Raw genomic sequence first — 25,655 nt, 5'->3', positions numbered from 1 at the left:
GAAAATAAAGCGAACAAAATAAAAGGTTTAAAAAGTGTAACGTCTTAGTAAAGTCTATAAAAAACGAAACTATTGATTAAGCTAATAGTTTCGTTTTCAACATTTATAAGTAAACTTTTTCTATTGGTAATATAGATTTTCGGAAGGGTAGACAGGTGCGCAGGTAATATCGATTCCTAGTTTTTTCAATGTTTGTTCATCATTTTTATTGACCATCACAGTAGAGTGGGCTTGTGCTCCCTCAAGTTCAGCTAGTTTATCATAAGCAACTTGAGCGATTGGATTCGTTACTGCACTGATTGATAAAGCGATCAAGACTTCATTGATGCTTAGTGCATCCAAAGAGGAATGAAGTGTCTTTGATTTCAATCCTTGTATTGTTTCAAGAACTAATGGTGACAATAAAGGAATGTCATCTGCGATATGGGCTAAATGTTTTACTGCATTTAAGATAACTGCCGCTGACGCATCCATCAATGAACTTGTACGCCCGGTAATGATGACTTCATCTGGTAATTCGATTGCAATCACAGCAGAAGGATCTTTTGTAGGACTTTGCGCTTGAATCTTATCTGCATAGTCATGGGCAGGGACTACCACGTTTCGGTCTTCAGGACGTAAACCGACTTCTTCCATAATCAGTTTGATTCGATTAACTGCTTCTTCGTCGATCAATCCTTTTTTGAAGTCGCATTCTGTTTGGAAATAGCGACGGATGATTTCTTGTTTAGAAGCTTCTTGGACAACGGTATCATCCACGATCCCAAATCCTACACGATTCACACCCATGTCAGTAGGAGATTGATAAACAGATTCTTTACCAGTAATTTTTTCAATAATACGTTTGATTACAGGGAATGTCTCAACATCCCGATTATAGTTCACAGCTACTTTATTGTAGGCATCAAAGTGGAAGGAATCGATCATATTGACATCTTTTAGATCGACTGTGGCTGCTTCATAAGCAATGTTCAGCGGATGTTTCAACGGAACATTCCATACTGGGAAAGTTTCGAACTTGGAGTAACCAGCTGCATGCCCTTTTTGGCTTTCATGATACAGTTGGTTCAAGCAAGTAGCGAGCTTTCCACTTCCTGGGCCAGGAGCTGTCACTACAACGATTGGTTTAGTTGTTTCAATATACTCATTTTTTCCAAAACCATCTTCTGAGACGATTTTTTCTACGTTGACTGGATAGTCTTCGATTTCTGAGTGTTTATAGACCTTGATGTTTCGTCTTTCTAGTTTATTGATAAAGACTTTCGTGGCAGGCTGTCCACTGTAGCGAGTGATAACGACACTGTTGATTAATAAGCCATAACCACGTAATTCATCGATTAACCGCAAGATATCCATATCATAAGTAATCCCATAATCACCACGGATCTTATTACGTTCAATATCTCCAGCATAGACGCAAATCAGTATTTCAGCTTGATCTTTCAATTTTTGCAGCAATTTGATTTTCGCATCTTCTTCAAATCCTGGAAGTACACGTTTCGCATGCTTGTCGTCAACTAGCTTCCCACCAAATTCTAAATATAATTTGTCATAGTGGTTCACTCGTTCCAAAATATACGCTGACTGCTCTTCAATATATTTTTCTGAATCAAAACCAATTTTTTTCACTAGGTTCCCTCCTTAAGTACTAAAGCATTTTTTCATTTTTTTGAGGATTCGTCAACTGGAAGAGCGAAATTCCTCAAAAAAACAAAGAAAATGGTTTAATCCAACTTGTCTAGATAGTTATTCATTGGTATGATAGTTTTTGATAAGGAAGGTGCTACATGAAAAAAAGACAGAAAAAGAAAAACGCATATAAACACTATATCCGTTCGATTTTTACCGGTTATGAAAGAATGCTTGAAGATCCCGAATTGGAACAATTGACGTTTACTTATCTAAACGAAGAAACGCAGCTAACTCGTGATGAGCATCAGCGCATTCATTTCACAACAAGAGATCTGCCTAGTAAATAAAAAATAAGATAAAGGTCATTGGATTCGATTCTGTCCTATCAGATGGAAAGACTAGTTGATCGAAAAACAGGCTGTACCAAATTTTGGTGCAGCCTGTTTTATGGAGCATTGCCCGCTCTTTTTTATAACAATTTTTTACAGAAAATGGTACTATTGAAGTATTAATAAGTGAAAAACAGATGAGTAAGAGGAGGCAAGTAGTATGAAAGAGCCAGATACAAATGCAAATTATGAGCCAGACGAACTAGAGGAGACGAACGCGGATCAGGATACAGGACAAGAATCGTCTTCTTTTTACGATATCAAAGAAAAAGCAAGCATGAATCTTTCCCAATTAGTAGAAGACTTACAGGCTTTTGAAAAAGCTGTCCGCGAAGAAGATATCCCTGAGATCTACCGTTTATACAATGGCCGATTGAATGAAGAATTAAAAAGAAGCTCAAATGAAAATCACGAGATCGATCAATTGCTGATGCGTAAGATCCATGATCGTTTTTTACAGGAATTTCCTTTTATGGAACAAGTAGAAAGCATCTCGCCAACGATGAGCTATTACAAAATCGGCACTTATTACCATGATCGGCCCACGGTCGGTATTGATGCAAGTCTGCCAGAAATTTTTGTTTTGCCTAAGATCGATGAAGAGTGGGAGAAATATTCCCAACCGGAGTCAACGGACTATGACAAAAAAATCAATGAGCTAGACGCAAAGGTGATCACTGCTCAGACAGAAATTGAACGTTTAGATGAACAAATAAAAGAAATCAATCGACAAATGACTGATTTGAACGACAATAAAGGATTCTTGAATCGTAAAAAAATCGAGGAAGAAATTCAAGAATTAGAGAAGAAGAAGCAAGTACTATCTAATGAAAAATTAGGCTGGCTTCCTTATATTGAGACGCCTGAAACAATCCAGCAGCAAAAAGAAGCATTGAAGCAAGAAGCAAGAGCGGACCAGCTTCGTGCAGCCATCGTAGAAAAAGAACAAAGGCAAATCAGACGCTATTTCGGTAGCAAAGAGGGATTCGGTCAAGCAATCCATGAATTCTTGATGAATTATCTTGGCAATGAGAATCCTAATAATCAATCTAATGAAGGAGGTTCCGAGTATGAATGAACACGATGAAGCAGAATGGACAAAAAATGAAGAACAAACAGAAGATCATGAAGAAACGAACACTTCATTGGAAGAACAAACAAGTAATCCTCTGGATGACACAGAAGAAATCCCTATGCTAGAGGAAACAAAAATACACGAAAAAGAAAAAGTAACTCCGACGAATACGAATACTGCAGAAAACACCCATGCTTACGAAATAACTGAAAATCCCGGGTATTTAGAAGGAAAAGAGCAAGATCATCAAGATATCGTCAGTTTGATTGAAACAGCGGAAGCAGAATTAGCGGATTTACGTATGAGAAAAGATTTGATCGAATCAGATTTTCCACAATTATTAGAATCATATGATCGTTTTATATTGAATGAAGAACCAATCTCCACGATCGGAAAGACAAGCCTGATCGAATACTTCACGTATGAATTACTGAAACCGTTGAATGATATTGGTCTGGAACGGTCAAATTCAGCTTATGACACATGGAAAACAAGACATTTTTCGATCAATTATACGTTGAATGGACAAAACGAATTAGTCTTTTCCTTTGTATTACCGACCATCGATCAACGATACCAAGTGGAATCGATGAGTCTCCTAAACGTATCACCAGAGACAATGGAAATCAATGTCCAAGATGACCGGGTGCTTTCTTTGATCCGACACTGGTCAGTGGATCGAGTATTCTCTGCAGGGCAGATCACGATATTCAATCACAAATTGAATCAATTATTAGCCCATGCAAGAACACTTGGTTTTACCGTTAATCAGACATTACTAGACAATACGAAGCCACTTCGTTTGAATCTTCAGAGCGAATTTGAATTGACGAATGAAGTATTGGATGATATTTTTATCGTGGCAATGAAAAATCCATCCTACGATATGGAAAAGATCAACGAAACTACTTATCAAGTACGATTAGATAAAGGACAGTCTTTAACGATAACAACAAACGAAAAAGATCAAACAGTCTTGTCGATCTCATCTGGAGACTACCCACGATCTGTCATTGATTTCTTTATCAATTACGAATTCTTGGTCCCATTAATGGTGAGAAAGTCCTGATTGGATAAGTTGGATTACCAGATGTCATTCAGATAATTCTGTTCCAAAGGACTTGCGGCAGTTATCCAGAATAATTGTCACAAGTCTTTTCTGTATGTACTAAATGAACGTGAATAACTTGCTGATGAAGGAGGGATTTCATTAGGAATGTCCACAAATAAAATAGCACAGCTTAGCTTATTGTCTGCTGCTTGTGTAGCAGGTAGGATCGCTTTTCAATTTATTCCGAATTTCCAGCCAATGACTGCTATTTTTTTATTTATAGTACTTTACTTAAGCTTAAAAGATGCGTTAATTGTCATGAGTCTTTCTATTGCAATCAGCAGTTTTTATTTTGGTGTTGGACCATGGGTCATCGGCCAATGGATCAGCTATACTGTTGTTCTGAGTTTGTTTTCAATCGTCTGCTTGAGAAAAACAGTGCAAAGGAATCTATGGTTAAAGGGAGTCTGTTTTTTTCTGGCGGGCATGGTTTACGGAATAGGTATGACCGTTTTTGATACGCTGTTATATCGTTTGCCTCAACCTTGGATCTATTACCTTCAAGGGGTGTCGTTTGATTTGATGCACAGTATAGGCAATGTTGTGTTCTTTCTTGTTTTTCTGCCAGTCGTCAAACGTTTTTACAATCATTCAGGAGGAAAAAATGAAAAAAATAATTTATAGTTTGCTTGCAATGAGTGTCAGTATACTCATTTTGACAAGTTGCAGTACAACCTATACACAATCGGCTTCCAACCAAAAGGAGGAAGTAAAAACATCGCAAAAAGCAACAATCACGTTACAAGAAAATGGTCAAAACTTTTCGGAAAAAGAAGTGGTCTTCAAAAAAGGCGATGATTTACTGAGTATTTTGAAACGAAATTTTGAAGTCGAAGAAGATAACGGCTTCATCACTTCGCTTGAAGGGCACTCACAGGATGAGAAAAATCAACTCTATTGGATGTTTACTGTGGACGGGAAAAGTGCTACTACTGGTGCCAAAGAGATCAAATTGAATGATGGACAATCGGTCATTTTCAATTTGTCTAAACTATAAGTTTCATAAAAAACTGTTAAAGGGCGAATATTGCCATAATTCAGTGAGTTCAGTTGATGAAAGAAGGAAAATAACATGGAAAATTTTAAAAAAAGCGGAATGTTTTCCGTAATTGCTGCTCTAGGGGCTAATATTCTAGTGGCTATCAGCAAATTTGTCGGCTATGCAATCAGTGGCAGTGCCGCCATGCTAAACGAAAGCATCCACAGTATCGTTGATTGCAGCAATCAGATTTTGCTGTTATTCGGTGATAAACAAGCCAATAAAGGACAGAGCGAGTTGCATCAATTTGGTGAAGGACGAGCAAAATACTTTTTCAGTACAATCGTCGCAATGATGCTTTTCTTCGGCGGTGGGGCACTTGGGGTGATGGAAGCTTTTGAAAAGTTGACGCATCCATCCCATGAAGTGGGTAATCCGATCATTGTTATAGCAATACTGTTATTTGGTTTGGTAATCGAAGGAAGTTCGTTACGCGTGGCAATGAAAGAAATCAAAGAATTGAATACTGAAAAACTTTCCACGATGCGCTTTTTGCGCGAAAGTCGACACAGTGAAATACTGATTATTTTTACGGAAGACTTGTGTGCTGTAATCGGTTTGGTCTTGGCTTTAGCAGGAACAATATTGACTTATGCAACCGGGATTGCTGCATTTGATGCGATCAGCGGATTGCTGATCGGTTTCTTGCTGATGGGAGCCGCCATTTTCCTAGCAAAAGAATTTTATAGTCTGATCATCGGTGAAAGCGTGACAGCAAGCGATTTGTCAAAAATCAAGTTAGCCTTTGAACGACCTGAAATCAGTCGGCTAATTGATATCAAAACAGTTCATTTAAGTCCAACGGAGATTTTAGTTGCAGCAAAAGCAGATATCGTTGGTAACAAAGAGAATGAAGCTTACTCGGTCATCAATGATATTGAAAAAAATATGCGTCAGTCTCTTCCTGACAAGAAGATGTATATATACATTGAAACAGATAAATATGACCCAAATTATTCTCGTAAATAAAACGTTTATTCATGAATTGAAGCAAAAATGAGAAAAATATAATCTTGTTTTTAAATAAAACGGCTACAATTTAGCGAATTTATGTTACAATGAGTCCGCTGTTTATTTGTTGTAATTAAAGGAGATATTTTAATGAACAAAAAGAAAAGTGCGCCATGGCTTCAAGCTTTGCATGCAGTGATGCCACTTTGTATAAGCTATATACCAGTAGGATTAGCTTGCGGAGTATTGTTGCAAAAAGTTGGATTTGATCCTCTCTTATCAGGACTGTTATCGATTCTGGTCTTTTCCGGTGGCGCGCAGTTTTTAGTTGCATCTATGCTTACGACGCAAGCATCATTTGCAACGACATTATTGATGGTTTTCTTTTTAGAATTACGCTATACATTATTAGGAGCAAGTCTTGCCGGTTTTATGAAAAAAGAAAAGCGGACGTTTTTGGCTGTCTTTTCTCAATCACTGAATGATGAAAACTATGCGGTGAACTACTTAAAGTTTTCAACTGACCCTTCCTGGAATAAAAGAAAGGCTTTATATGTCAATTGGTTCTCAATGACTGCATGGGCCGGTAGCAATATGATCGGTAATTTTTTCGGCTCGGTGATTCGAGTAGATGCTGACCTTGTCCATTTTGCTTTGACGGCCATGTTCATTTTCATGTTTATCATGCAGATGAAAAGCGCACTACTGATCTTTACAGGTTTATTCTCAGGCGTATTAGGGGTCGTATTCATGGTATTATTCCAAAATACTTTCGGATTGATTGCAGCAACAGTCATTGCTTCATTTGCCGGATTTATGCTGGAGAAGGCATTCAAAAAAGAAAAAGCTAAGAAACTAAGAGACCGCGGTAAAGATGTCAATGAGCCGCTCTTCAACTTCCCGGAACAGGAGGCCAATCACCATGACTAAACTATATTTGCTACTTTTAGTTGCTTGTCTGTTCATCGTGGCATATATCCCGCGCTTGTTCCCGATGCTTTATTTTACTCATCGAAAAGTGCCATCCTGGTTCAGTGACTGGATGAAATATGTACCGGTGGCATTATTTGCGGCGTTAGCTTTTAAAGATGTTTTCATTACTCACGAACATCTGGATATTGCTTGGAATATCAAAATAGCTGCAATGATTCTAGTAGCAGGCGTGGCTTACAAAACACGTTCGATGGCGTTGTCAGTTTTGACAGGACTTGCGTCTGTCTTTTTGCTGTCTATGCTTTAAACTGTTTTATTTTATTAAAAACAGAGATTGCGACATAAGTTGTTCAAACTGATCTATCCGAACTGCATTTGCAACAGTCAATTCTGGATGCAAGTTTATTCGTAGGGATAAAAAAGATTAGTGTTGGCTTATGATGCAAGCTCTTTTTTATTTTAGGAATTAGAGAGGGATTTGTCCTTCTATGATTTTTTGCTATAATAGGGAAGATGTTTATTTTATGAAAGAATAGTTGAGGGAATTTAAATGAATAAAAAATTGATGCAAGGAACATTTTGGCTAACCTTTGCTAATCTTCTATGTAAAGTTTTAGGGGTAGTCTATTTGATTCCCTGGCTAAGTATGATGGGGAACAATCAAGATGGTATGCTTGCTACGACATTGTATAATGTTGGCTATCTTCCTTATGGATTGTTCCTGATGCTTGGTACAGTCGGATTTCCAAATGCGATTGCAAAAAAAGTAGCTGTAGCCACAAAAGAAGGAGATAACGCTGCTTGTCGGCTGATTTTTAGAAGTACGATCAATATCATGTTTGTCATCGGTATTGCCTCTGCTGCACTGATGTATTTATTTGCTCCTTTACTAGCCGGAATCAGTCCGATTGCTAACGTTAATAATGGGATACTAGCTATCCGAAGTTTATGCCCATCTTTGATTGCTATCCCAATTCTTAGTGCAATGAGAGGATATTTCCAAGGAAAAAATGATCTGCGGCCTTATGGAACTTCTTTGATTATCGAACAGGCTGTGCGAGTGATCGTTATCTTGGCTGGTACTTATTACTTGCGCGTATTGACTGACGGAACCATATTAGAAGCTGTATTGATCAGTACAGTCGCTTCTTTCTTCGGTGGGTTAGCTGCGATTATCCATATGTATATCGTCGGACGCAGAAAAGACTTCTTCGAACTTAAAGATTTTTTGATTTCCAGCCGTTATTTCGAAAGAGAAAACCGATCTGCCTCTGTCTCTATCATTCGGGAAACACTACCGTTTATTTTTGTCGGCTCAGTCATTACTATCGTTCAAATGATCGACCAAGTAACGATGAAACCACTGCTTCACTTTTTCCGTCCAGAGATCGCAGATCAGCAACTGGAATTCTTATTCAGCCGTGCTTCTGTCAATCCAAATAAATTGACATTGATCCTGATCTCCATGGTAGGAACAGTAGCTATAAGCAGCTTGCCAATATTAAGCACGATGAAGAAAAAAGATCGGATACAAATCGAAAAAACAGTAGGAGATAGTTTTTCGATTGCGTTATTGATTCTTCTTCCTTCATTGACTGGAATGTCTTTATTAGCTGGACCACTATACACATTGTTTTTTGGCTATGATCCTGAAAGTGTCGGATATTTCCAAATGGCTTTGCTAGCTTCTTTGTTTTTCTCTTTATTCACGATCCTATCTACGATGCTTCAATCTTTGAATCACCATCGTTTTGCGATCCGATTAACTGTAGAAGCAATTATCCTGAAAGTCATCTTCCAAGTAATCGGATTAGGATTAGTTGGCGGATACGGGATGAGCTTATCAAATGGCTTAGCATTCGGTATTGTCTTTGTTCGCGGCTATCACTTTATGTGCAAAGAATACCGAATAGCACCTTTAGCAAAGATCAGCAATTTTTTCTTAAAAACTTTCCGCTCCACCCTGATTATGCTTGCAGTATGTTTTGCCGTTTTCTTTTTGCTGAATCAGCGATTGTCAATGGAACCAAAAAGCTATGCAATGATTTATTGTGTGGCTGTAGGAAGTATTGGCGGCTTAGTATTTTTATTTTCTCAATTCGGAAAAAATGGGTTTCGAATGTTGAAAAATGTTAAACATCATAGTAGAAGCAAAGAATAGGTTAACTAATCGTTTTTTGCTGTCACTTGAAAAACGGCAACTCGTATGATTACGCTTGTCGTTTTTCTATTTTCCAATTTTAGTTTCATATCTAATCTTACTTATGATATAGTTATAAGGTCTGGAAAAATTCTTTGAAACGAGGAAATTAAACACATGAAACTTGCAGTAGTTACAGATAGTTCGGCATATCTGCCGGAACGTATCAAGAACCATCCCGACTTATTCGTTATTCCAATCCCTTTGATTATGGATGGGAAAATTTATAACGAAGGAATCGATATCGAAGCGGATGAATATTATGGACTTTTAAAAAACAGTAAAGATTTTCCTACTACTTCACAACCTGTCGTAGGGGAAGTTTTGGGTTTATATGAGGAATTGAAAGAGAAAGGGTATGACACGATTTTAAGTATCCATCTTTCTTCAGGTATTTCTGGCTTTGTCAACACATTATTTGCGATGAAAGATGACATCAGCGGAGTAACGGTCATTCCTTATGACTCTAAGATCACTAGTATGCCGATGGGACACATGGTAGAAGCTGCCTTAGACTTAAATGATGAAGGTCAGTCCCTTGATGAAATACTTGCACATGTCGATCGAATCCGAGATAATACCTACGCTTATCTGATTGTAGATGATTTGAACAATTTAGTACGAGGAGGACGTTTGACAAATGGTGCAGCGCTGATTGGCAGCTTATTAAAAATCAAACCGATCCTGACATTTTCTGAAGGGAAAATTGTTTTATTCGAAAAAATCCGTTCAAGTAAAAAAGCATTTGCTCGAGCTGAAGAAATTATTGGTAGAAGAAATAACGAAATACAACCGCCAGTCAAACTTTACGTGATACATGCAAATAATTTAGAAGTAGCGATTGCGGAGAAAGAGAAATTGCAGAAAAAATATCCAAATGCAGAAATCGAAATTGGTCATTTCGGACCAGTCATTGGTACACATTTAGGTGAAAAAGCCATCGGCATTGCCATTTCAGCGCAATAATTCCTTTTATTCAAAAAACATACCAAAAATATTCCAACATCATCTTGGACTTTCTACATGTTACTAATGAGCGTGTAAAAGAACGAGATGGTGTTTTTATTTCTATCAACGAAGCTCTTTTTCTTTGCAATCCTCACTTCAATCCTCTATAATGTCGCATATAGTTTAGTAAATGAGTAAACTACTAATTTACTTATTTACTAAAAATAAAAGGATGAGGAGTTAAAATAATGGAAATACCAACAAATTTAAAACATAAACCAGTAATCGTTGTAGAAGACTATGATAAAGTTGATGGAAGAAATGCATTAAATACGGATGCAAAAGGGCTTTCACTGGGCCTTGCTCAGTGGAATGATCGTGGAAAAGTCGATATCTCAGGCAAGGTATGGCGACATACTGGAGAAAAATGGTCACGACAGTCGGAAGAATTACCAATCACACGTATTTTAGACTTAGCGATCTTAGCTGCGCAAGGAAGTTTATACTTCCAAGATGCTTATCGTTATGAAAAATTTTATGATCCAGAAAATCCAGTCGTAGACATCATTGGATTGCAAGGGAACCGAATGACGGTAGAAGTAGATACCAAAAATCCAAAGATCGATGAAGACATCATTTTGTATTACGATACACTACAAAAAGACGGAGAACTGATTGGGGAACGATTCCGTATTTTAAAACGTCTTTTAGATGAGCTAGGATATTAATAGACAGAGATGATCAAAAGGGGAAGAGAAGCATGGAGAATTTCTCACTAACAGAAAACCGAACCTTTTCACGGCTAGAAAAGCAAATGATCTGGAAGAAACCGAAAAGCCATCGGACAAGTGCAGAAGAATGGCGGATCGCCTCCGAAATCAAAGGGAATTGGCAAGATCCTGAAATGAAAATCAGTAACGTACTTTTGGAAGGAGATGCCGGGTCGGGGAAGACACAATTAGCCAAAGCACTATCTGCTGATCTGCAACTTCCCTATACAAAAGTGACCTGTTTTGCAGATATGGACAAATCAGATGTTTTCGGAGCCTTATTACCTGTAGTAGATTCTAATAAGGAACAAGACCAAGAATTACTAGAAGCTATTTACCAAACAGATACACTTGAAGCTGTACTGACACTGATCCAGAACCATTACGGCATTGATCCTTTTTCTGCTAAAGAAAAATTAGCAGAGCTAGTTCAAAGGATCGAAGCTGATTATCCAGATGCAATCCATTACAGCTATTACCCTTCTGAAATCGTTCGAGCGATTGAAAAAGGATATTTATTAGAGATTCAAGAGCCGACTGTCATCCGAGATGCCTCTGTTCTTGTGGCACTTAACTCAGCGCTCGAACCAAATGGGATGTTGAATTTACCGACAGGAATCATTCGTCGCCATCCAGATTGCGTCATTGTGATCACTACAAATCGAAATTACCAAGGAAATCGCCCATTAAATGAATCTTTAAGAGATCGGATGCAACATGCGGAAAAAATGGATCTTCCTGCCTTAGAAGTCATGGCAGAACGTGCGATGGCGAAAACTATGATCCAAAAACAAGAACTTCTCTTAAAGATGGCAGAGATTATCCGTTTGTTGGATGAAACTGCAAGAGCTAACGCCATCAAAGGTGTAGCAGGAATGCGTTCTTATTTTTATTGGGCAAATACCTATAAGCAAGGACAAGATTTACTCCAGTCGATTTATCCAAAAGTTTTGTATAAATTATCCACTGATCCAGATGAATTGGCAATTCTTGAACAAGCTTTGTCTGACAGTGGATTGCTACTGGAACTTCAGGACATATTGAGAAAAGAAAAATGGGGTCATCCTCAATCTGAGCATACAAAAGGAAGAACCATTAGCGCCGAAGAAGCAAATGAACGAAACATCACTGAAAATGCTGAAGAAATTCTGCGCTTAGATGAAAAGAAATCGTTGTCTGCTGAAGAACCAAATGAAGGAGAAGAGAAACAAGAAGAAACAATAGAAAAAAACGAGATTCCTCCTCAAATGCAAAAAGAACGCAGTAGCGATATCGAAGGAAAAAATCAAAAAGAACAACAAACAGGAGATGATTTTCAAGAAATGTCTGCTTCTGACATGGAAGCACATGATAAGGAAATCAAGAAGCAACTGAATAAAGAAGCGCGACAAATCATGAAGGAAACGATTCATGAAAAAGAAGGTCTCATCGTTCACCGACCAGCTTTCCAAGGAAAAACGCCGGAAGCACGTGAGCTACACATGCAAGTAATGCCAATAGTAGAATCACTTAGCCGGCAAATTTTAGAGTTACTGGATAATGAACAAACAGAGACGTACCAAAAAGGAAAATACGAAGGTCAGCGGTTCAATGCAAGCAAAGTAGCATATGGTGATTTGAGAAATTTTGACAAAAAGAACCCGCCACATGAGCAACCTTCTTTAGCGGTAGCTGTACGGATCGATGAATCTGGGTCAATGATACGGGATGATCGGATCGAAGCGGCAAAAAAAGCAGCGATTGCCATTGCCGAATTTTCTAAGAAAGTCGATATCCCATTGTTGATTTACGGAGATACAGCAGACCGTTCGTCAAGAGAAAAGACTTCTTTGTTTTCTTATAAAGAATTTGAAGACGGATTTCAATGGTTAAATGAAAAATTAGTCACTATGAAACCAAGGCAAAACAATCGTGATGGTGCGGCACTTCGTTTAGCAGCAGAAAAATTAAACAGACAATCCGCAACAACCAAACTGTTGCTTAATATTAGTGACGGTCAGCCAAAAGCGTTGCCGGATTATACAGGCAAAAAAGCAAAAGAAGATATCCAGTCTGTTTTGAAAGAATATGAGCGTCAAGGAATCTTATTTGTCTCCGCAGCTATTGGCCAAGACAAAGAAGAAATCAAGTCAATCTACGGTGAAAGTCGTTTTGTAGATATTACTGACTTGAATGAATTTCCCAAGCAAATGATTCAACTGATTGCCCGCTATCTATGATAAAATAAAGCTCAACGAACGCACTTAGCAGATTCGTTGAGCTTTTCGTTTCTAGTTACCGGTAACAAGGATACTTCTAAAATAGAATCGGTTATAATCAAGAGGGACCGTTAAAGGAGTGAAACGATATGATACAAGAACAAAAATGGTGGAAAGAAGCAGTAGGCTATCAAATCTATCCTGCTAGTTTCAAAGATAGCAACGGCGATGGTCAAGGAGACATCAATGGGATCCGTGAAAAACTTAATTATTTGAAAGATCTTGGTATCGGATTTATCTGGATCAATCCGATCTATCAATCTCCATTTGTCGATAATGGTTATGACGTAAGTGACTATCAAGATATAGAAGAGAGATTCGGAACGATGGAAGATTTTGATTTATTGCTAAAAGAAGCACATGAATTAGGGATCAAAGTGATTATGGATCTTGTCATCAACCATAGTTCGGATCAGCATCAATGGTTTGAAGAATCGAAAAAATCTAAAGAAAGCCCGTATCGCGATTATTACATTTGGGTCGACGGGGTAGATGGCAAAGAACCGAATAATTGGACATCGATTTTCGGCGGTTCTGCTTGGGAGTATTCTCATGAAACTGGACAGTATTATCTGCATGTTTTTGCAAAAGAACAACCAGACTTAAATTGGGAAAGCGAGAAATTGAAAGAAGAACTATTCAATATGATCCGATGGTGGTTGGATAAAGGGATAGATGGATTTCGTTTAGATGCGATTTCTCATGTAAAAAAAGATGAATATTCAGTAAAAGCCACAGAGAACCCTTTCTCACCCTTTCAAAATGTCTCAGGAATCGAAGAACATTTGACCGATTTGAAACATGTTTTTGAAGAGTACGATATCATGACTGTCGGAGAAGCAAGTGGTGTCACTGCAGAAGAAGGACCACAATGGGTAGGGAAAGACGGTTATTTCGATATGATATTCGAATTTGATCATATCCATATCTGGCAGCAAGAAAAAGAAGGGCAATTAGATGTCCTTAAATTGAAACATGCATTAAGCGCTTGGCAAACTTCATTGGATGGTATCGGATGGAACGCTTTATATATGGAAAACCATGATGTTCCTCGTGCCGTTTCAGTGTTTGGAGATACTCGTCCCGAGTTTTGGGCTATGTCTGCAAAAGCAATCGCTATGATGTATTTCTTTTTGCAAGGTACGCCATTTATTTATCAAGGACAGGAAATCGGAATGACGAATATGCCCTTTGAATCGATCGATCAAGTTGATGCAGTAGATTCGAAAAGACTTTATAAAAGGCTGCTTGCGGAAGGTAAGACAAGAGAAGAAGCATTGGATATCATTCGTGAAACAACGAGAGACAACAGCAGGACACCCATGCAATGGACTTCGGAACAATATGCTGGTTTTTCTACACATGAACCTTGGCTGATCACTAATCCAAATACCAAAACGATCAATGTAGAACAACAAGAATATGAACCAGAGTCGGTCCTGCAATTCTATAAGAACATGATCCGCATTAGACAAACCAATAAAGGTCTGATATACGGTTCTTATAAAGAATATCTTCATGAACATCCACAACTTTATGTCTATGAAAGATATTTAGAAGATGAACAATATCTTATTATGGTAAACTTAACAGAATCACTTGCTGACTATGAACTTCCAAAAGAAGCAGATCAGTCCTGGACATTACTCTTGTCAAATTCCTCTAGCGGAGAATTTGAAGCTAAAGGCATACTAGCACCTTATGAAGCTCGATTATATAAAACAAACAAGTAAAACTTCCTCGTTAAAGTTCATTAGTTGGACTTTGCGAGGAAGTTTTTCAGATTGCTCTGTCAATTACTCATTTCAATAATTCGCTCTAGGACCACCGATATATTTAGGACGAGAGCGAAGGGCTGTCACGTGAGCTTGTCCAAGGGTTTTCAAACGAGGTCTGACAGGTACTTGGACATGTTTGATATGCATACCGATTGATGTGTCACCGATATCGATACCGGCTTGTCCAACTACGTGTTCCACTTCGACAGGATCATTGAACTGGTCAAAAGCAGCAACAGAACAAGCACCTCCAGCATGTAGTGCAGGAACAACAGAGACAATTTCGAAATTTTTTGCTTCTGCCACTGTTCGTTCTACTACTAATGCTCGGTTCAAATGTTCACAACCTTGGACAGCTAGCGCAATTTCTTTAGGATCCAACAACTCTTTTAACGTACGGATGATCCATTGACCAACTTCCGCACTGGAATTTTTTCCAATATGTCCTCCAACGACTTCGCTTGTGCTGCATCCTAAAACAAAAAGATCACCTTTTTTCAAGTGTGCCTCAGCCAATATGTCATTAACTATTTCAGTCAATTGGTCTTTTAATTCTTTTTCTGACAACTTCATTTTCTAAAACCTTCTTTTTCAATTAATATTGCTTCCGTGCTTGAATACGTTGAAGACTTGCAGTTATAGGAAAGGCAAGTCCCATTCCAATCAGATTTTGGAAGATGTTTCCTGGTATAGAAGCCACTCCAGCCGGCCAATCATATAAAATCCAACCGGCGATACCATAGCCGAGGATCATAACTAAGCTTCCTAATAAAAGCCCTAATCCCCACATACGAGTAGAAGATTTGCTGAAAGAACCAGCAACATATCCTTGTAACCCGTGGATCACTAATGAAAAAACTGCCCACTGCGGATATCCTGAAATCAAATCGATCAATAGACCACTGGAAGCACCAACAACTAATCCACCCGTTGGACCATAAAGAAAAGCAGCGGTATAGATCCCGGCCTCGCATAATGTCACAAATCCATTCGTAGCCGGTACAGGGATCAAAATTGTTAATGAAAGGGCAACTGTCAACGCAATCAGCATAGCATAGATCGTTAATTGCTTAGTTTTCATTTCTCATTCCTCCTTTTTGAATACCGCCAGACCAGACGCTTCCGGTATGATCGTTCATCAGCACGCCATTAGAAATACAATGGGCAACAAATTTTTTACTTTCTGCTACTGCTTTGGTAAAATCTGCCCCTAACACAAGATTCGCTGTTATTGCAGAAGAAAAGGCACAACCGGCCCCGTTTACTGTTGTAGTGTCGATTTTTTTATGAGAAAATACCTCATAATGATCAATTGAATAGAGAAGATCCACAGCTTCATCTCCAGCCATCCTTGTGCCGCCTTTGATCACAATGTTTTTTGTTCCTGAAGCAGTGAGTTCTTTAGCGAGATGGATCATTTCTGTTAACGAAGAGGGAAGAGCTTGACCAGAAAGTAAAGCAGCTTCTGCCAAATTAGGCGTAATCATCGTAACAAGTGGAAAAAGTTCTTCGATGAGCTGCGAAATATACAATTGATTGATCACAGCTTCAGTTTCTTTGAATGCCAAAACAGGGTCTAAAATGATTGGGATATTTTGTTTTGTTTTTATGAAGTCTCGAACAACCATGATTGCTTCACTTGAATTCAATAACCCAATTTTGATACCATCTAATGAAGTCATTTTATCAATCGAAACTAACTGTCGTTTAAGCAATTCCAAAGATATAGATTCCAGCATAAATCGCTCATTAATATCTAGTGCCCCTATAGAAGTCAAGGCGCTTAGTCCGAATAGACCAAAATTCTCAAAAGTTTTTAAATCTGTTTGGATTCCTCCACCAGCAAATGGATCAGAACCGCCAATTGTCAAGATTCTTTTCATAACATTTTCCTCCATGAATAAGAGTATAACGAAATTTTCAAAAAAGAAAAACAGCCAATTGGCATATTTTTATCTCATCCAATTTAAAAAAACAAAAAGAAAAGAAAGATCAAAATGGATCTTTCTTTCCTTAAATAGTTAGGACTTTTGTGATTTTAATTCTTTCTCGATTTGAAGCCGTTGCACTTTCATCGTAGCTGTTCGCGGGATTGCATCAAAATCACGGATGATAGGGACGTTCAAGCGAGGAAGTTCATGGACTTGCTCCCACCATCGATTCCAATCCATTTCTTTATCAGGAGCTAAAGCAATAATCGGTTGTGGAGAATGATTTTTATCCCTTACAATCACTACTTCTGCCAAAAAATCTAACGAATCTAATAAAAAGTCTTCAATAGCTAATGTACTATTGATCGTTTCGATCAAATCCACTTGCCGATCTTTCAAAAATAGGTGGCCATGCTTATCCATAAAACCGTAATCTCCGCTATCCCACCAATCGCCATAAACATTTTCCTGGAACCGTGCATCTTCCTTGTAATAAGTCAAAGCCCGTCCTTTAGACAGTAATTGTATATGACCATCTGTGTTTTCAGGTAGGACATTCCCAACTGAATCTGTAATCCTAGCGCTTGTCATGTCTTCCAGTCCAACGCCCATATCTCTTGCATCACTTGTTTTCAAACTCTCTAGTGTATGAGCCTTAAGAATCATTGGTCCGCATTCACTTTGGCCATATACTTGAAGAAATACCGCATCCTGTGCCATCGACGTTCGCAAAAATGTCTTCATTGTCTGGTTGTTTATAGCATCAAAAGTGGAGTGATAGTATCGGATACCCGAAAAAGCTTCTGGATGCTCCTTAGCAGTAAAATGCCACTGAACAAAGTTATTCGGATGGGTCTCTAGTGCAATTGGCCGGTGAGCTTCCAACATATGAACAACTTTTGAACTTTGTGCGTTTGCTAAAGGCATCATAGGAAATCCCATGGACATCAAAGAAGAGATACCAATATTGAATCTGGAATGCACTGGAGAGATGTGAAAAGCGATTAATTTCTTTTCCGAAATTTTTGTGAAAACTGTTTTTTGCCATTTCGTCCGCCATCCCATAGAATGAGCAGAATGACAAATAAGTTTAGGGATACCAGTTGTACCAGAAGTATGGGTCATATAAGAAATTTCATTTTTGTCTAAAAATGATTGAGAAACAGACAAAGCAGGTTGTTCCATTAAATAAAGAATAGGAATCTGTTTTGATTTTGTTCCATTTGAAATTTCTCTCACTCGCTTTTTTGTCTCATCATCAAATAAAATGAAAGGGTCTTCTAAACGATCGATAAATACTTCCATTGTTGTTGTTGGTAGATGATAAGAAGTCATGACAGGCACTGCACCAAGGTAAGACACAGAAACAGCTAGAAGGTATGTGTCAAAAGCGGAACTCTTATAAATAATAACTTTGTCTTTGGATTTCACTCCAAGATGAGCCAATTGATAAGCCCGTTTCAACACACTTTCGCAGCATTTTTTGTAAGTTGTTTCAAGTCCTAATTCTGGGAAAGCTGAAAGTGGCTCATCAAAGATAATCGGGGTCTCGGAAAAGTTAGCTGCAGCTTCTTGAAAATTCGTAAATAAGTTCAAAGGGGAATACGTTATGGTCTCCATCATTCACACTCCATTATCTTTTGTTAAGTAATATACAAATTCAAGATAATCGTAACATAATCCTTTATATAATAACATAGTTTATTGTGAAAAAAAGATCATACATTTGTTTTATATGGAAGAAACCTGAACGAATGCCGCTAATTCGTGATAAGAAAAATCAACCATCTTTTCCCAGATATCTTGAAAAAAATGGGATGAGAGGTATCGATTACCACATAAATAATTTACCGCGTCAGCATCATATAAATATAGTTCTGCATAATAACGATATGTTTTTCTGCATAGTTCTGGCGATACGTTTTTATATACTGTAATTTTGCTCAAAATTTGGCGAATAGTCCGAGGAGAAATTTGCTGATCATGTGAGGAACGAAAAACAAAAGAATCTTCGTCCGTATTTTGTGCTGTTAACTTAAAATAGTTCTCCAGAAACGGCATCGCTTCTTTTGGTATTGGTACTTTATTCAGTCTGTTTTCTTTTCTATTCAGATTAAGAATCTGCTTGGTCAAAGATACATCTTTACGTTTAAGTTCTACTACTTCATGGATCTTTAATCCGCAATACAGAAGAATGGCAGTAATTGCAAGGTTCCTCGGTCGATTCTTTTCTTCAAAGCTAGCTTCTCTGCTTGTTCGAAAGCCTTCAATCGGGATAAACAAATGCTCAAAATCTTTGAAAAGTTCTGCATCGATATATCGCGGAGCTGCTTTGGTTGTTTCCGGTAAACTTGTACCCAAAAGAGAAATCTCTTCTTCAATCAGTCCTTTTTGATACAAAAATCGTAAAAAATGATTTAATGAATATTGCTTCCTTGAAATCCCGTAATAGCTATTTTCAAACAATTGCTCCGTTTCTTGGTTCGCTGTAGTTTGGAACGAACGAGTATGTCGATAGATTTTAGCTAAGAAATTCTGATAATCTTGTTTTTCTAAATGGATAATCAGCTGATCATCCACTTCTTCAGAAAATACTTTTCTCAAATAATCAGTAAACAGATGAAAATCTTTTGCGTATTCATAGCGACTGCCTAATGAAAGGGAAGAACGATTTTCTTCTAAAAACTGTTGAAAGACGGAAGGGAGCAAGTGTGTACGTTGCTTTAACTTTTCTTGCAGTTGTTTTCTAGTTTTGCTGTCCATTACAAATTCCCTCCAATAGTGTTCATTTTCTATATTTTACCGCATTTCATCAAATGAAGATAGACAGTTTGTCTTGATCTTAGGAAGCAAATTTTTAACTGTCTTTTAAAAGTACTAGTTAAAAGATATGAAGTAAGAAGATACATTTTTAGTTATTTTTTATTAGTGCAGTCATTCTTTTGATCTTTTAATTGATTTATCCTCTTTTTAGCTATGTGGTTACTTCATGAGCAATGAAATGAATTTGGTTCGTTCTAATGGCAGGAGGCTCTTTCTTTTATTTCCGAAAAATTAGAAAACATTTTTTCAGAATCGATTGGCTCTCCATTTATTCAATAATGGTTTGTCTAACGATATTGTTGGGATAATTCTTAAAGAAGTATTAGAAATAGTTGGTACTTCATTACTTTACATGAAGATTTATTCTATGGTAGGAGCAATTATATTGAGAATTAATCCTTTTTTATATAAGTTGTTTGCTTATTGATGGATTGGATAAATTAAACCATCACAACGAGTGGAAATTATATGAAACTTTTCATAAAAATTCATATAGAAACAAATGACATTTTATTAGAATATGACTTTCATTAACATAAATGTTTTCAAATTTCAATTAAATTGTTTTAATCAAATTCCAATCTAAATATTTGTAGAAAACAATCGTCTCCTATAGAATAAATTTATAAGTAACAATATACCAATCATAAATCTATTTGCTAGGAGGAATTTACATGGAAGAGAAAAATTTAACGGTCATCGGAAGCTATAGTACGAGGGAAGAAGCATTATCAGTAATTGAACGGTTGCGTAACGAAGGGTATGAACGAGATGATATCGTTATTTATACTACTGATGAAGCAGCATCTAGACTAGGATTTGACGGATTGTCTGGTATAGATGTTGAAACAGATGAAAATCGGATGGATGGTGAAGAAGACCGTTCTTTATGGGAAAAAATAAAAGATACTTTTTCTTTTGATACCTATGATTCTGAGACGGCTACACCAGAAAATGATCCTTTATATCAATATAGAGGAGATATTTCTGATGGAAAATTTGTCATCACAGTAAAAGGCTATCGTCAGCCAGAAACAACAGAAGATACAATGGATACACAAGATACTGTTAGCCCAGCAAGCACAATGGGGACTGGATTAGAAACTGGCACTGGAACAGATCCAATGGACGTAGGTGGCACGACAGGCTTTCAAAATACAACGGATCCATTTAATATGACACCAGGAACTGATCCGATGGACGTACCTGGCGAGACTGATACAATGGGTACAAGCAAGACTGAAGACATCGATCGCAAACCAAATCTAGATGATGATACAATTCAACTAAAAGAAGAAAAATTAGATGTAAATACACATGATGTGACAACTGGAGAAGTCGACATCCACAAACATGTGGTCAACGATACTGAAACGGTAGAAGTACCGGTCAAACGTGAAGAAATCGTCATCGAACGCAAACCAGTAACAGATCAATCTTCACAGGGAACAGACGAAAACTTGGAAGATGACACGATTACTATCCCAATCAAAGAAGAGCAAGTAGATGTAAGCAAACATACAGTTGTTCGCGAAGAAGTTGGGATTCATAAAGAAGAACATGAAGATGTTGAAAAAGTGACAGAAGATGTTAGCCGAGAAGAATTGGATATTGACACAAGCGGTGATGTACACATTGAAGACCGCAATAAAAAATCGTAAACGTAAGCTAAAGAGGTTGTGACAGAAGTGGTCAGCTTAAAGAAATTTCGGCTTATTTCCGAAGAAGCTACTTCTGGAACACCGTTTATTCGCAACAAAAAAGGGCTGTGACAAGATTTTTGTCACAGCTCTTTTTTAGGGATAAGCATTATTTTTTAGGCTTCAACGGCAATTGGACTTTAAAATCGACTCCTTGTGGAAGATAATTGGATACAGAAATTTGTCCATGATGCTGTTCGATTACCTGTTTTGCAATTGCCAAGCCAAGCCCGTATCCGCCAGTCTCTTTCGCCCGAGATTGATCTTCCCGATAAAATCGATCAAAAATCCTTGCTTGATCTTCTTCACTGATAGAAGGGCCAGTATTCTTTACGTGAATCAGCCATTCTTTATGGTTAACAGATGAATCCAAAATGATCTTATCTTCTGGATTCGTATATTTTAATGCATTATCCAGCAAAATAACCAAAACTTGATGGATTTTTTTTTCGTCAATTGGCACTTCTAATGTTGCATCGTTATGGAGAATAAACTCTTTTCCATCTATGGTGGCCATCTCTTGAAATGGTTTAACAAGTTGTTCGATATATTCTTGTGTATTGATCATTTGCTTTGAAAGCAGCTGCTGATCAGAATCATTCCGAGCGATTGTCAGCAAATCCGAAGTCAATCCAGTGAGGCGCCTCGTCTCTGACAATGCTTGAGCGATGCTTTCGGATTCTTCAATAATAGTATGATTAGGCTTGGTAAAAAGATGTTCCAAACTATTTTGAATAATCGTTAACGGTGTGCGCAATTCATGAGAAGCATTCTCAACAAATTCTTTTTGTCTTCTCCAAGAAAGAATAATAGGGCGCATGCTTAGACTAGACAAGTAATAACTGATACCAATAGAGAGAATCCAAAAAACAATCATACACAAAATCATAATCGTGCGAAAAGTCGCTAATGAATTCTTGATTTGATTTGTATTTTCTAAAATTTGGATGTAGGCAACGCCATCTTGATTCGTCTCCGCTTTTTTCGTAATCGAACGGAAAGAGAGGGCAGATGAGCCACTGTCTTCATTTAATTCAATATTTTGGATGGTATTCAGATTTTTCGTATCCATTTTTAATTCTTTGATTTGGTTGAAACGCCCACCAATAGCTGCTTTATTCAATATCTCACCATTTTTAGACCACAAGATCACTTGAGTGTTAAAACGGTCATTTGATGGTTCCATTAATGGCTGTTCCATGTTTGTTCTGTTTTGTTCCGTTTGAGTCGGGTTTAAAAAGGGATCGCCTTGCTGATATCTTTGTATCTCTAATTGTACTGTTCGAGAATCAAAATTTATTTTCTCTAATGACAGATCTGTTTCTCTGTATGCAGATTGGTTTAATATCTGTAAAGTAATGAATCCCAAAAGAAAAAAGATAAAAGCAAATGCTGCTACATTTGTCGCAAAAAAGCGACTACGTTGCTTTCGTGTAATATCTCCATTCATTGTATCACACCCTTTGCAGTATATAACCGACATTACGTAAGGTTTTGATTTCTTTATCCAATCCAGTACTTCGCAGATGTTTTCGTAAGTTGCTCATATAAACTTCAATAACTGTAATCGTCGTATCAGAATCAAATCCCCAGATCCGGTCAAATATCTGCTCTTTTGTCAAAATGATTCCCTTATTTTGTAAAAAATAAACGAGCAATTCAAACTCTTTTCCTTGTATGGGCAAAACTTGTTCTTTATACAAGACTTCATTGCTTTTTAAATCACAACTGATATCCTTATACTTCAGAACATTTTCATCAAAGAGACCTAGCGAGCGTTTCAATAATGCTTTCACGCGCATGATCAGTTCTTCTCGATAGAAAGGTTTTGTTAGATAATCATCTGCACCTCGTTCAAATCCTTCAATCTTATCTTCCAAACTATCTTTTGCAGTCAAAATCAATACTGGAGTCTGTATTTTTTCTTTCCGTATTTTTGCTAACACTTCATATCCATTCATTTCCGGCATCATCAAATCCAAGATTGCAAGATCATAAACTCCACTTTCCAACTCGAACAGTCCTTCACTACCATCATAAACTTGTGTTATCTCGCCGATTGCAGCGAGTATTTCTTTTATATTATTGGATAATACTTTATCGTCTTCTACTACTAATAGTTTAATCATTTTCCCACCTCATTGATTTGGTCACTTTAGTTTATCATGGAAAGCATAAATAAGGCTTAAATAAATTTTTTATGACTCATGTTAAGGTTTTATCGAAAGATGTCTTAGACAATTTATTGATAAGAAAAAAACAACACAAGTGACAAATTGTCACTTTAGAGTTACACTATTCAACAAGTGACATTTTGTCACTATCAATCTATCATAGGGAGGAAAAACAAATGTTTCTAGCTATCAAAGAAATTCGCTATTCTAAATTACGATATGGCTTGATCGTCGGTATTATGTTCTTGATTGCGTATGTCGTATTCATGTTGTCAGGACTAGCGAATGGACTTTCAGAAGAGTTTAAAAAAGCAATCGATGATTGGGACGCACAAGAGATTGTTTTGTCGGAGGATGCAAATCAAGTATTTGCAGCTTCACAATTAACAAGAGGAGATCTGAAATACATTGAAGGAGGAGAGAAAGCACCAATCGGATTGTACAGCGGAGCAATCAAAGGAAAAAACAAAGAAAATGTTACAGTTTTCGGCACAACGAAAGAAGCATTTTTATTACCAAAACTCACGAAAGGGCATGAATTTAAAACAAAGAATGAAATCATCATCTCTCAAAATCTGGCTGATTCAGGCTATAAAATTGGAGATACGATCAAAATTGGCAGTTACGACGATCCTTTGACGATTGTCGGTATCTTTCCTGAAACTTATTACACAGTTTCTCCCGTCATCTATGCGTCCCTAGATACGTGGACTGCTTTGAAGTATGGACAACAGCCGTTTGCTTCTGAAGAAGAACAGCCGATCAATGGGATCGTAATAAAGGATTCAGCTAAAATTTCGAAAGAAAAAGCATCGAAGGGTCTACAGTTATTAACTATTGGGACATTCATTGAAAGTATTCCTGGCTATTCTGCCCAAAATATGACCTTAAATGCGATGATATACTTTTTGTTCTTAGTGGTTGCTGCCGTGGTCGGTATTTTCATGTACGTGATGACACTTCAGAAGACTGCTATTTTTGGAGTAATGAAAGCACAAGGGATCAAAAATTTCTTCATCGCTAAATCTTTAGTAGCACAGTCCTTTATTGTTGGGGTGGTAGGCGTTCTGCTTGCTCTTTTGTTTGCTTATTTGACTAGTCTGATTTTACCAAGCGCGATGCCTTTTGCTGTTTTTTGGTCACAATGGTTGCTATATAGTGGGATTTTGATCATTGTCGCAATGCTAGGCGGATTGTTTTCGATACGTACGATAACCAAAGTAGACCCAATTACAGCAATAGGAGGTTAATAAAAATGAAAAAAATATTAACGATGAAAAAAGTTACCAAAACATTTGGTTCTGGTCATACAAAGGTCTCAGCTTTGAAAGCAATTGATTTTTATGTAAAGGAAGGAGAATTCGTCAGCATCATTGGTCCTTCTGGTTCAGGTAAAAGTACTTTCCTTACCATTTCAGGAGGATTGCAAACACCGACTTCCGGAGAAATAGTGATCAACGGTCACTCACTAACTGAGCTTCCAGAAAAAAAACGAGCAGATTTACGCTTTAAAGAAATAGGATTTATTCTCCAAAGCTCTAATTTGATTCCTTTTTTAACGGTAAAGGAACAATTTGAACTAGTTGACCAAGTTACTTCAAAAAAAGAAGATTCAACAAAAATCGATTCCTTGCTGCAATCTTTAGATATCCAGTCACTTAAAAATAGTTATCCTAAAGACCTTTCTGGTGGAGAAAGACAGAGAGTGGCAATTGCTCGCGCTTTATATAATGAGCCAAGCTTGATCTTAGCAGACGAACCAACAGCTAGTTTGGATACCGATCATGCATATGAAGTCGTCAAATTACTAGTTAAAGAAGCTCATGAGAAACAAAAAGCGACTATTATGGTTACTCATGATGTCCGTATGATTCAATGGAGTGATCGCGTTTATCGAATGGAAGATGGGTACTTGACAGAAGAAGAGAAAAAGAAGGAATGAA

General features: G+C 37.4%; 24 protein-coding genes. 16 read left to right on the top strand and 8 right to left on the bottom strand.

Annotated elements, in window-relative coordinates:
* Positions 1 to 120: 120 nt before the first annotated feature.
* Positions 121 to 1,629 carry a DUF1846 domain-containing protein gene (locus OZ002_RS05335; RefSeq protein ID WP_002295908.1) on the bottom strand — a complete coding sequence of 503 codons (1,509 nt, stop codon included), beginning with the start codon at positions 1,627 to 1,629 and terminating at the stop codon, positions 121 to 123.
* A 158-nt stretch (positions 1,630 to 1,787) separates the two neighbouring features.
* On the opposite strand from OZ002_RS05335, the gene OZ002_RS05330 reads away from it, so the two are divergent.
* The 13 genes from OZ002_RS05330 (at position 1,788) to OZ002_RS05270 (ending at position 15,039) form a co-directional block, all read left to right on the top strand.
* On the top strand, positions 1,788 to 1,979 hold the full coding sequence (locus OZ002_RS05330) for a hypothetical protein (RefSeq protein WP_002295907.1): 192 nt from the start codon (positions 1,788 to 1,790) through the stop codon (positions 1,977 to 1,979).
* A 202-nt stretch (positions 1,980 to 2,181) separates the two neighbouring features.
* Positions 2,182 to 3,099 (top strand): coiled-coil domain-containing protein, encoded by a 918-nt coding sequence (locus tag OZ002_RS05325; protein WP_002331763.1) that lies wholly within the window; start codon positions 2,182 to 2,184, stop codon positions 3,097 to 3,099.
* Positions 3,092 to 4,165 (top strand): hypothetical protein, encoded by a 1,074-nt coding sequence (locus tag OZ002_RS05320; RefSeq protein WP_002295905.1) that lies wholly within the window; start codon positions 3,092 to 3,094, stop codon positions 4,163 to 4,165. Before OZ002_RS05325 ends, OZ002_RS05320 begins: the two co-directional genes overlap by 8 nt.
* A gap of 147 nt (positions 4,166 to 4,312) precedes the next feature.
* A complete protein-coding gene (locus tag OZ002_RS05315; protein WP_002295904.1) occupies positions 4,313 to 4,831 on the top strand; it encodes a membrane protein in 519 nt (172 codons plus the stop codon).
* Positions 4,812 to 5,204, top strand: a complete 393-nt coding sequence (locus tag OZ002_RS05310) for a DUF4430 domain-containing protein (protein WP_002339261.1) — start codon at positions 4,812 to 4,814, stop codon at positions 5,202 to 5,204. Before OZ002_RS05315 ends, OZ002_RS05310 begins: the two co-directional genes overlap by 20 nt.
* Before the next feature lie 75 nt (positions 5,205 to 5,279).
* A complete protein-coding gene (locus OZ002_RS05305) occupies positions 5,280 to 6,215 on the top strand; it encodes a cation diffusion facilitator family transporter (protein ID WP_002295900.1) in 936 nt (311 codons plus the stop codon).
* 132 nt (positions 6,216 to 6,347) lie between these two features.
* A complete protein-coding gene (locus tag OZ002_RS05300; RefSeq protein WP_002295898.1) occupies positions 6,348 to 7,127 on the top strand; it encodes an AzlC family ABC transporter permease in 780 nt (259 codons plus the stop codon).
* Positions 7,120 to 7,437 (top strand): AzlD domain-containing protein, encoded by a 318-nt coding sequence (locus tag OZ002_RS05295; RefSeq protein WP_002295896.1) that lies wholly within the window; start codon positions 7,120 to 7,122, stop codon positions 7,435 to 7,437. The genes OZ002_RS05300 and OZ002_RS05295 overlap by 8 nt, the downstream gene beginning before the upstream one ends.
* A 243-nt stretch (positions 7,438 to 7,680) precedes the next feature.
* Positions 7,681 to 9,291, top strand: coding sequence for a polysaccharide biosynthesis protein (locus tag OZ002_RS05290; protein ID WP_002331766.1), 1,611 nt, complete (start codon positions 7,681 to 7,683; stop codon positions 9,289 to 9,291).
* 156 nt (positions 9,292 to 9,447) lie between these two features.
* Complete coding sequence (locus OZ002_RS05285) at positions 9,448 to 10,296, top strand: DegV family protein (protein ID WP_002298432.1); 849 nt, start codon at positions 9,448 to 9,450, stop codon at positions 10,294 to 10,296.
* A gap of 230 nt (positions 10,297 to 10,526) precedes the next feature.
* The gene (locus tag OZ002_RS05280; protein ID WP_002286073.1) at positions 10,527 to 11,006 is read left to right on the top strand and encodes a DUF6530 family protein; all 480 of its coding nucleotides are present in this window, start codon (positions 10,527 to 10,529) and stop codon (positions 11,004 to 11,006) included.
* A gap of 32 nt (positions 11,007 to 11,038) precedes the next feature.
* A complete protein-coding gene (locus OZ002_RS05275) occupies positions 11,039 to 13,267 on the top strand; it encodes an AAA family ATPase (RefSeq protein WP_058140327.1) in 2,229 nt (742 codons plus the stop codon).
* A gap of 128 nt (positions 13,268 to 13,395) precedes the next feature.
* Positions 13,396 to 15,039 (top strand): glycoside hydrolase family 13 protein, encoded by a 1,644-nt coding sequence (locus OZ002_RS05270; protein WP_010724069.1) that lies wholly within the window; start codon positions 13,396 to 13,398, stop codon positions 15,037 to 15,039.
* Positions 15,040 to 15,111: 72 nt separating this feature from the next.
* Here OZ002_RS05270 and OZ002_RS05265 read toward each other — a convergent pair whose 3' ends face one another.
* The 5 genes from OZ002_RS05265 to OZ002_RS05245 form a co-directional block, all read right to left on the bottom strand.
* Positions 15,112 to 15,657, bottom strand: coding sequence for a TIGR01440 family protein (locus OZ002_RS05265; protein WP_002286070.1), 546 nt, complete (start codon positions 15,655 to 15,657; stop codon positions 15,112 to 15,114).
* Positions 15,658 to 15,679: 22 nt separating this feature from the next.
* Positions 15,680 to 16,165 carry an ECF transporter S component gene (locus OZ002_RS05260; RefSeq protein WP_156248997.1) on the bottom strand — a complete coding sequence of 162 codons (486 nt, stop codon included), beginning with the start codon at positions 16,163 to 16,165 and terminating at the stop codon, positions 15,680 to 15,682.
* The gene (locus tag OZ002_RS05255) at positions 16,155 to 16,967 is read right to left on the bottom strand and encodes a hydroxymethylpyrimidine/phosphomethylpyrimidine kinase (RefSeq protein WP_002286068.1); all 813 of its coding nucleotides are present in this window, start codon (positions 16,965 to 16,967) and stop codon (positions 16,155 to 16,157) included. Before OZ002_RS05255 ends, OZ002_RS05260 begins: the two co-directional genes overlap by 11 nt.
* A 138-nt stretch (positions 16,968 to 17,105) precedes the next feature.
* Positions 17,106 to 18,638, bottom strand: a complete 1,533-nt coding sequence (locus tag OZ002_RS05250) for an AMP-binding protein (protein WP_156248998.1) — start codon at positions 18,636 to 18,638, stop codon at positions 17,106 to 17,108.
* A gap of 108 nt (positions 18,639 to 18,746) precedes the next feature.
* The gene (locus OZ002_RS05245; protein ID WP_325082904.1) at positions 18,747 to 19,778 is read right to left on the bottom strand and encodes a tyrosine-type recombinase/integrase; all 1,032 of its coding nucleotides are present in this window, start codon (positions 19,776 to 19,778) and stop codon (positions 18,747 to 18,749) included.
* Between the two features lie 734 nt (positions 19,779 to 20,512).
* Between OZ002_RS05245 and OZ002_RS05240 the strand changes: the two genes are divergently transcribed.
* Positions 20,513 to 21,499 (top strand): DUF2382 domain-containing protein, encoded by a 987-nt coding sequence (locus tag OZ002_RS05240; protein WP_002306727.1) that lies wholly within the window; start codon positions 20,513 to 20,515, stop codon positions 21,497 to 21,499.
* A 148-nt stretch (positions 21,500 to 21,647) separates the two neighbouring features.
* Here the strand turns inward: OZ002_RS05240 and OZ002_RS05235 are convergent, their stop codons facing one another.
* Positions 21,648 to 22,988 carry a sensor histidine kinase gene (locus OZ002_RS05235; RefSeq protein ID WP_002297809.1) on the bottom strand — a complete coding sequence of 447 codons (1,341 nt, stop codon included), beginning with the start codon at positions 22,986 to 22,988 and terminating at the stop codon, positions 21,648 to 21,650.
* A 4-nt stretch (positions 22,989 to 22,992) separates the two neighbouring features.
* Entirely contained in the window at positions 22,993 to 23,667 is a 675-nt protein-coding gene (locus OZ002_RS05230; protein ID WP_002286063.1) for a response regulator transcription factor, read from the bottom strand.
* 221 nt (positions 23,668 to 23,888) lie between these two features.
* On the opposite strand from OZ002_RS05230, the gene OZ002_RS05225 reads away from it, so the two are divergent.
* Together OZ002_RS05225 and OZ002_RS05220 are read left to right on the top strand one after the other, a co-directional pair.
* Positions 23,889 to 24,962, top strand: a complete 1,074-nt coding sequence (locus tag OZ002_RS05225; protein WP_002286061.1) for an ABC transporter permease — start codon at positions 23,889 to 23,891, stop codon at positions 24,960 to 24,962.
* A gap of 5 nt (positions 24,963 to 24,967) precedes the next feature.
* The gene (locus OZ002_RS05220; RefSeq protein ID WP_002286060.1) at positions 24,968 to 25,654 is read left to right on the top strand and encodes an ABC transporter ATP-binding protein; all 687 of its coding nucleotides are present in this window, start codon (positions 24,968 to 24,970) and stop codon (positions 25,652 to 25,654) included.
* Position 25,655: the final 1 nt, after the last annotated feature.

The organism is Enterococcus sp. E4-150, from assembly GCF_035726465.1.
Lineage (GTDB): Bacteria > Bacillota > Bacilli > Lactobacillales > Enterococcaceae > Enterococcus_B > Enterococcus_B faecium.
This window is presented reverse-complemented; position numbering and strand designations above follow the sequence as displayed.

Excerpts from the sequence above, each read along its gene's own strand:
- OZ002_RS05330 (WP_002295907.1), top strand. The coding sequence starts at position 1,788 with ATGAAAAAAAGACAGAAAAAGAAAAACGCATATAAACACTATATCCGT.
- OZ002_RS05325 (WP_002331763.1), top strand. The coding sequence starts at position 2,182 with ATGAAAGAGCCAGATACAAATGCAAATTATGAGCCAGACGAACTAGAG.
- OZ002_RS05320 (WP_002295905.1), top strand. The coding sequence starts at position 3,092 with ATGAATGAACACGATGAAGCAGAATGGACAAAAAATGAAGAACAAACA.
- OZ002_RS05315 (WP_002295904.1), top strand. The coding sequence starts at position 4,313 with ATGTCCACAAATAAAATAGCACAGCTTAGCTTATTGTCTGCTGCTTGT.
- OZ002_RS05310 (WP_002339261.1), top strand. The coding sequence starts at position 4,812 with ATGAAAAAAATAATTTATAGTTTGCTTGCAATGAGTGTCAGTATACTC.
- OZ002_RS05305 (WP_002295900.1), top strand. The coding sequence starts at position 5,280 with ATGGAAAATTTTAAAAAAAGCGGAATGTTTTCCGTAATTGCTGCTCTA.
- OZ002_RS05300 (WP_002295898.1), top strand. The coding sequence starts at position 6,348 with ATGAACAAAAAGAAAAGTGCGCCATGGCTTCAAGCTTTGCATGCAGTG.
- OZ002_RS05295 (WP_002295896.1), top strand. The coding sequence starts at position 7,120 with ATGACTAAACTATATTTGCTACTTTTAGTTGCTTGTCTGTTCATCGTG.
- OZ002_RS05290 (WP_002331766.1), top strand. The coding sequence starts at position 7,681 with ATGAATAAAAAATTGATGCAAGGAACATTTTGGCTAACCTTTGCTAAT.
- OZ002_RS05285 (WP_002298432.1), top strand. The coding sequence starts at position 9,448 with ATGAAACTTGCAGTAGTTACAGATAGTTCGGCATATCTGCCGGAACGT.
- OZ002_RS05280 (WP_002286073.1), top strand. The coding sequence starts at position 10,527 with ATGGAAATACCAACAAATTTAAAACATAAACCAGTAATCGTTGTAGAA.
- OZ002_RS05275 (WP_058140327.1), top strand. The coding sequence starts at position 11,039 with ATGGAGAATTTCTCACTAACAGAAAACCGAACCTTTTCACGGCTAGAA.
- OZ002_RS05270 (WP_010724069.1), top strand. The coding sequence starts at position 13,396 with ATGATACAAGAACAAAAATGGTGGAAAGAAGCAGTAGGCTATCAAATC.
- OZ002_RS05265 (WP_002286070.1), bottom strand. The coding sequence starts at position 15,657 with ATGAAGTTGTCAGAAAAAGAATTAAAAGACCAATTGACTGAAATAGTT.
- OZ002_RS05260 (WP_156248997.1), bottom strand. The coding sequence starts at position 16,165 with ATGAAAACTAAGCAATTAACGATCTATGCTATGCTGATTGCGTTGACA.
- OZ002_RS05255 (WP_002286068.1), bottom strand. The coding sequence starts at position 16,967 with ATGAAAAGAATCTTGACAATTGGCGGTTCTGATCCATTTGCTGGTGGA.
- OZ002_RS05250 (WP_156248998.1), bottom strand. The coding sequence starts at position 18,638 with ATGATGGAGACCATAACGTATTCCCCTTTGAACTTATTTACGAATTTT.
- OZ002_RS05245 (WP_325082904.1), bottom strand. The coding sequence starts at position 19,778 with ATGGACAGCAAAACTAGAAAACAACTGCAAGAAAAGTTAAAGCAACGT.
- OZ002_RS05240 (WP_002306727.1), top strand. The coding sequence starts at position 20,513 with ATGGAAGAGAAAAATTTAACGGTCATCGGAAGCTATAGTACGAGGGAA.
- OZ002_RS05235 (WP_002297809.1), bottom strand. The coding sequence starts at position 22,988 with ATGAATGGAGATATTACACGAAAGCAACGTAGTCGCTTTTTTGCGACA.
- OZ002_RS05230 (WP_002286063.1), bottom strand. The coding sequence starts at position 23,667 with ATGATTAAACTATTAGTAGTAGAAGACGATAAAGTATTATCCAATAAT.
- OZ002_RS05225 (WP_002286061.1), top strand. The coding sequence starts at position 23,889 with ATGTTTCTAGCTATCAAAGAAATTCGCTATTCTAAATTACGATATGGC.
- OZ002_RS05220 (WP_002286060.1), top strand. The coding sequence starts at position 24,968 with ATGAAAAAAATATTAACGATGAAAAAAGTTACCAAAACATTTGGTTCT.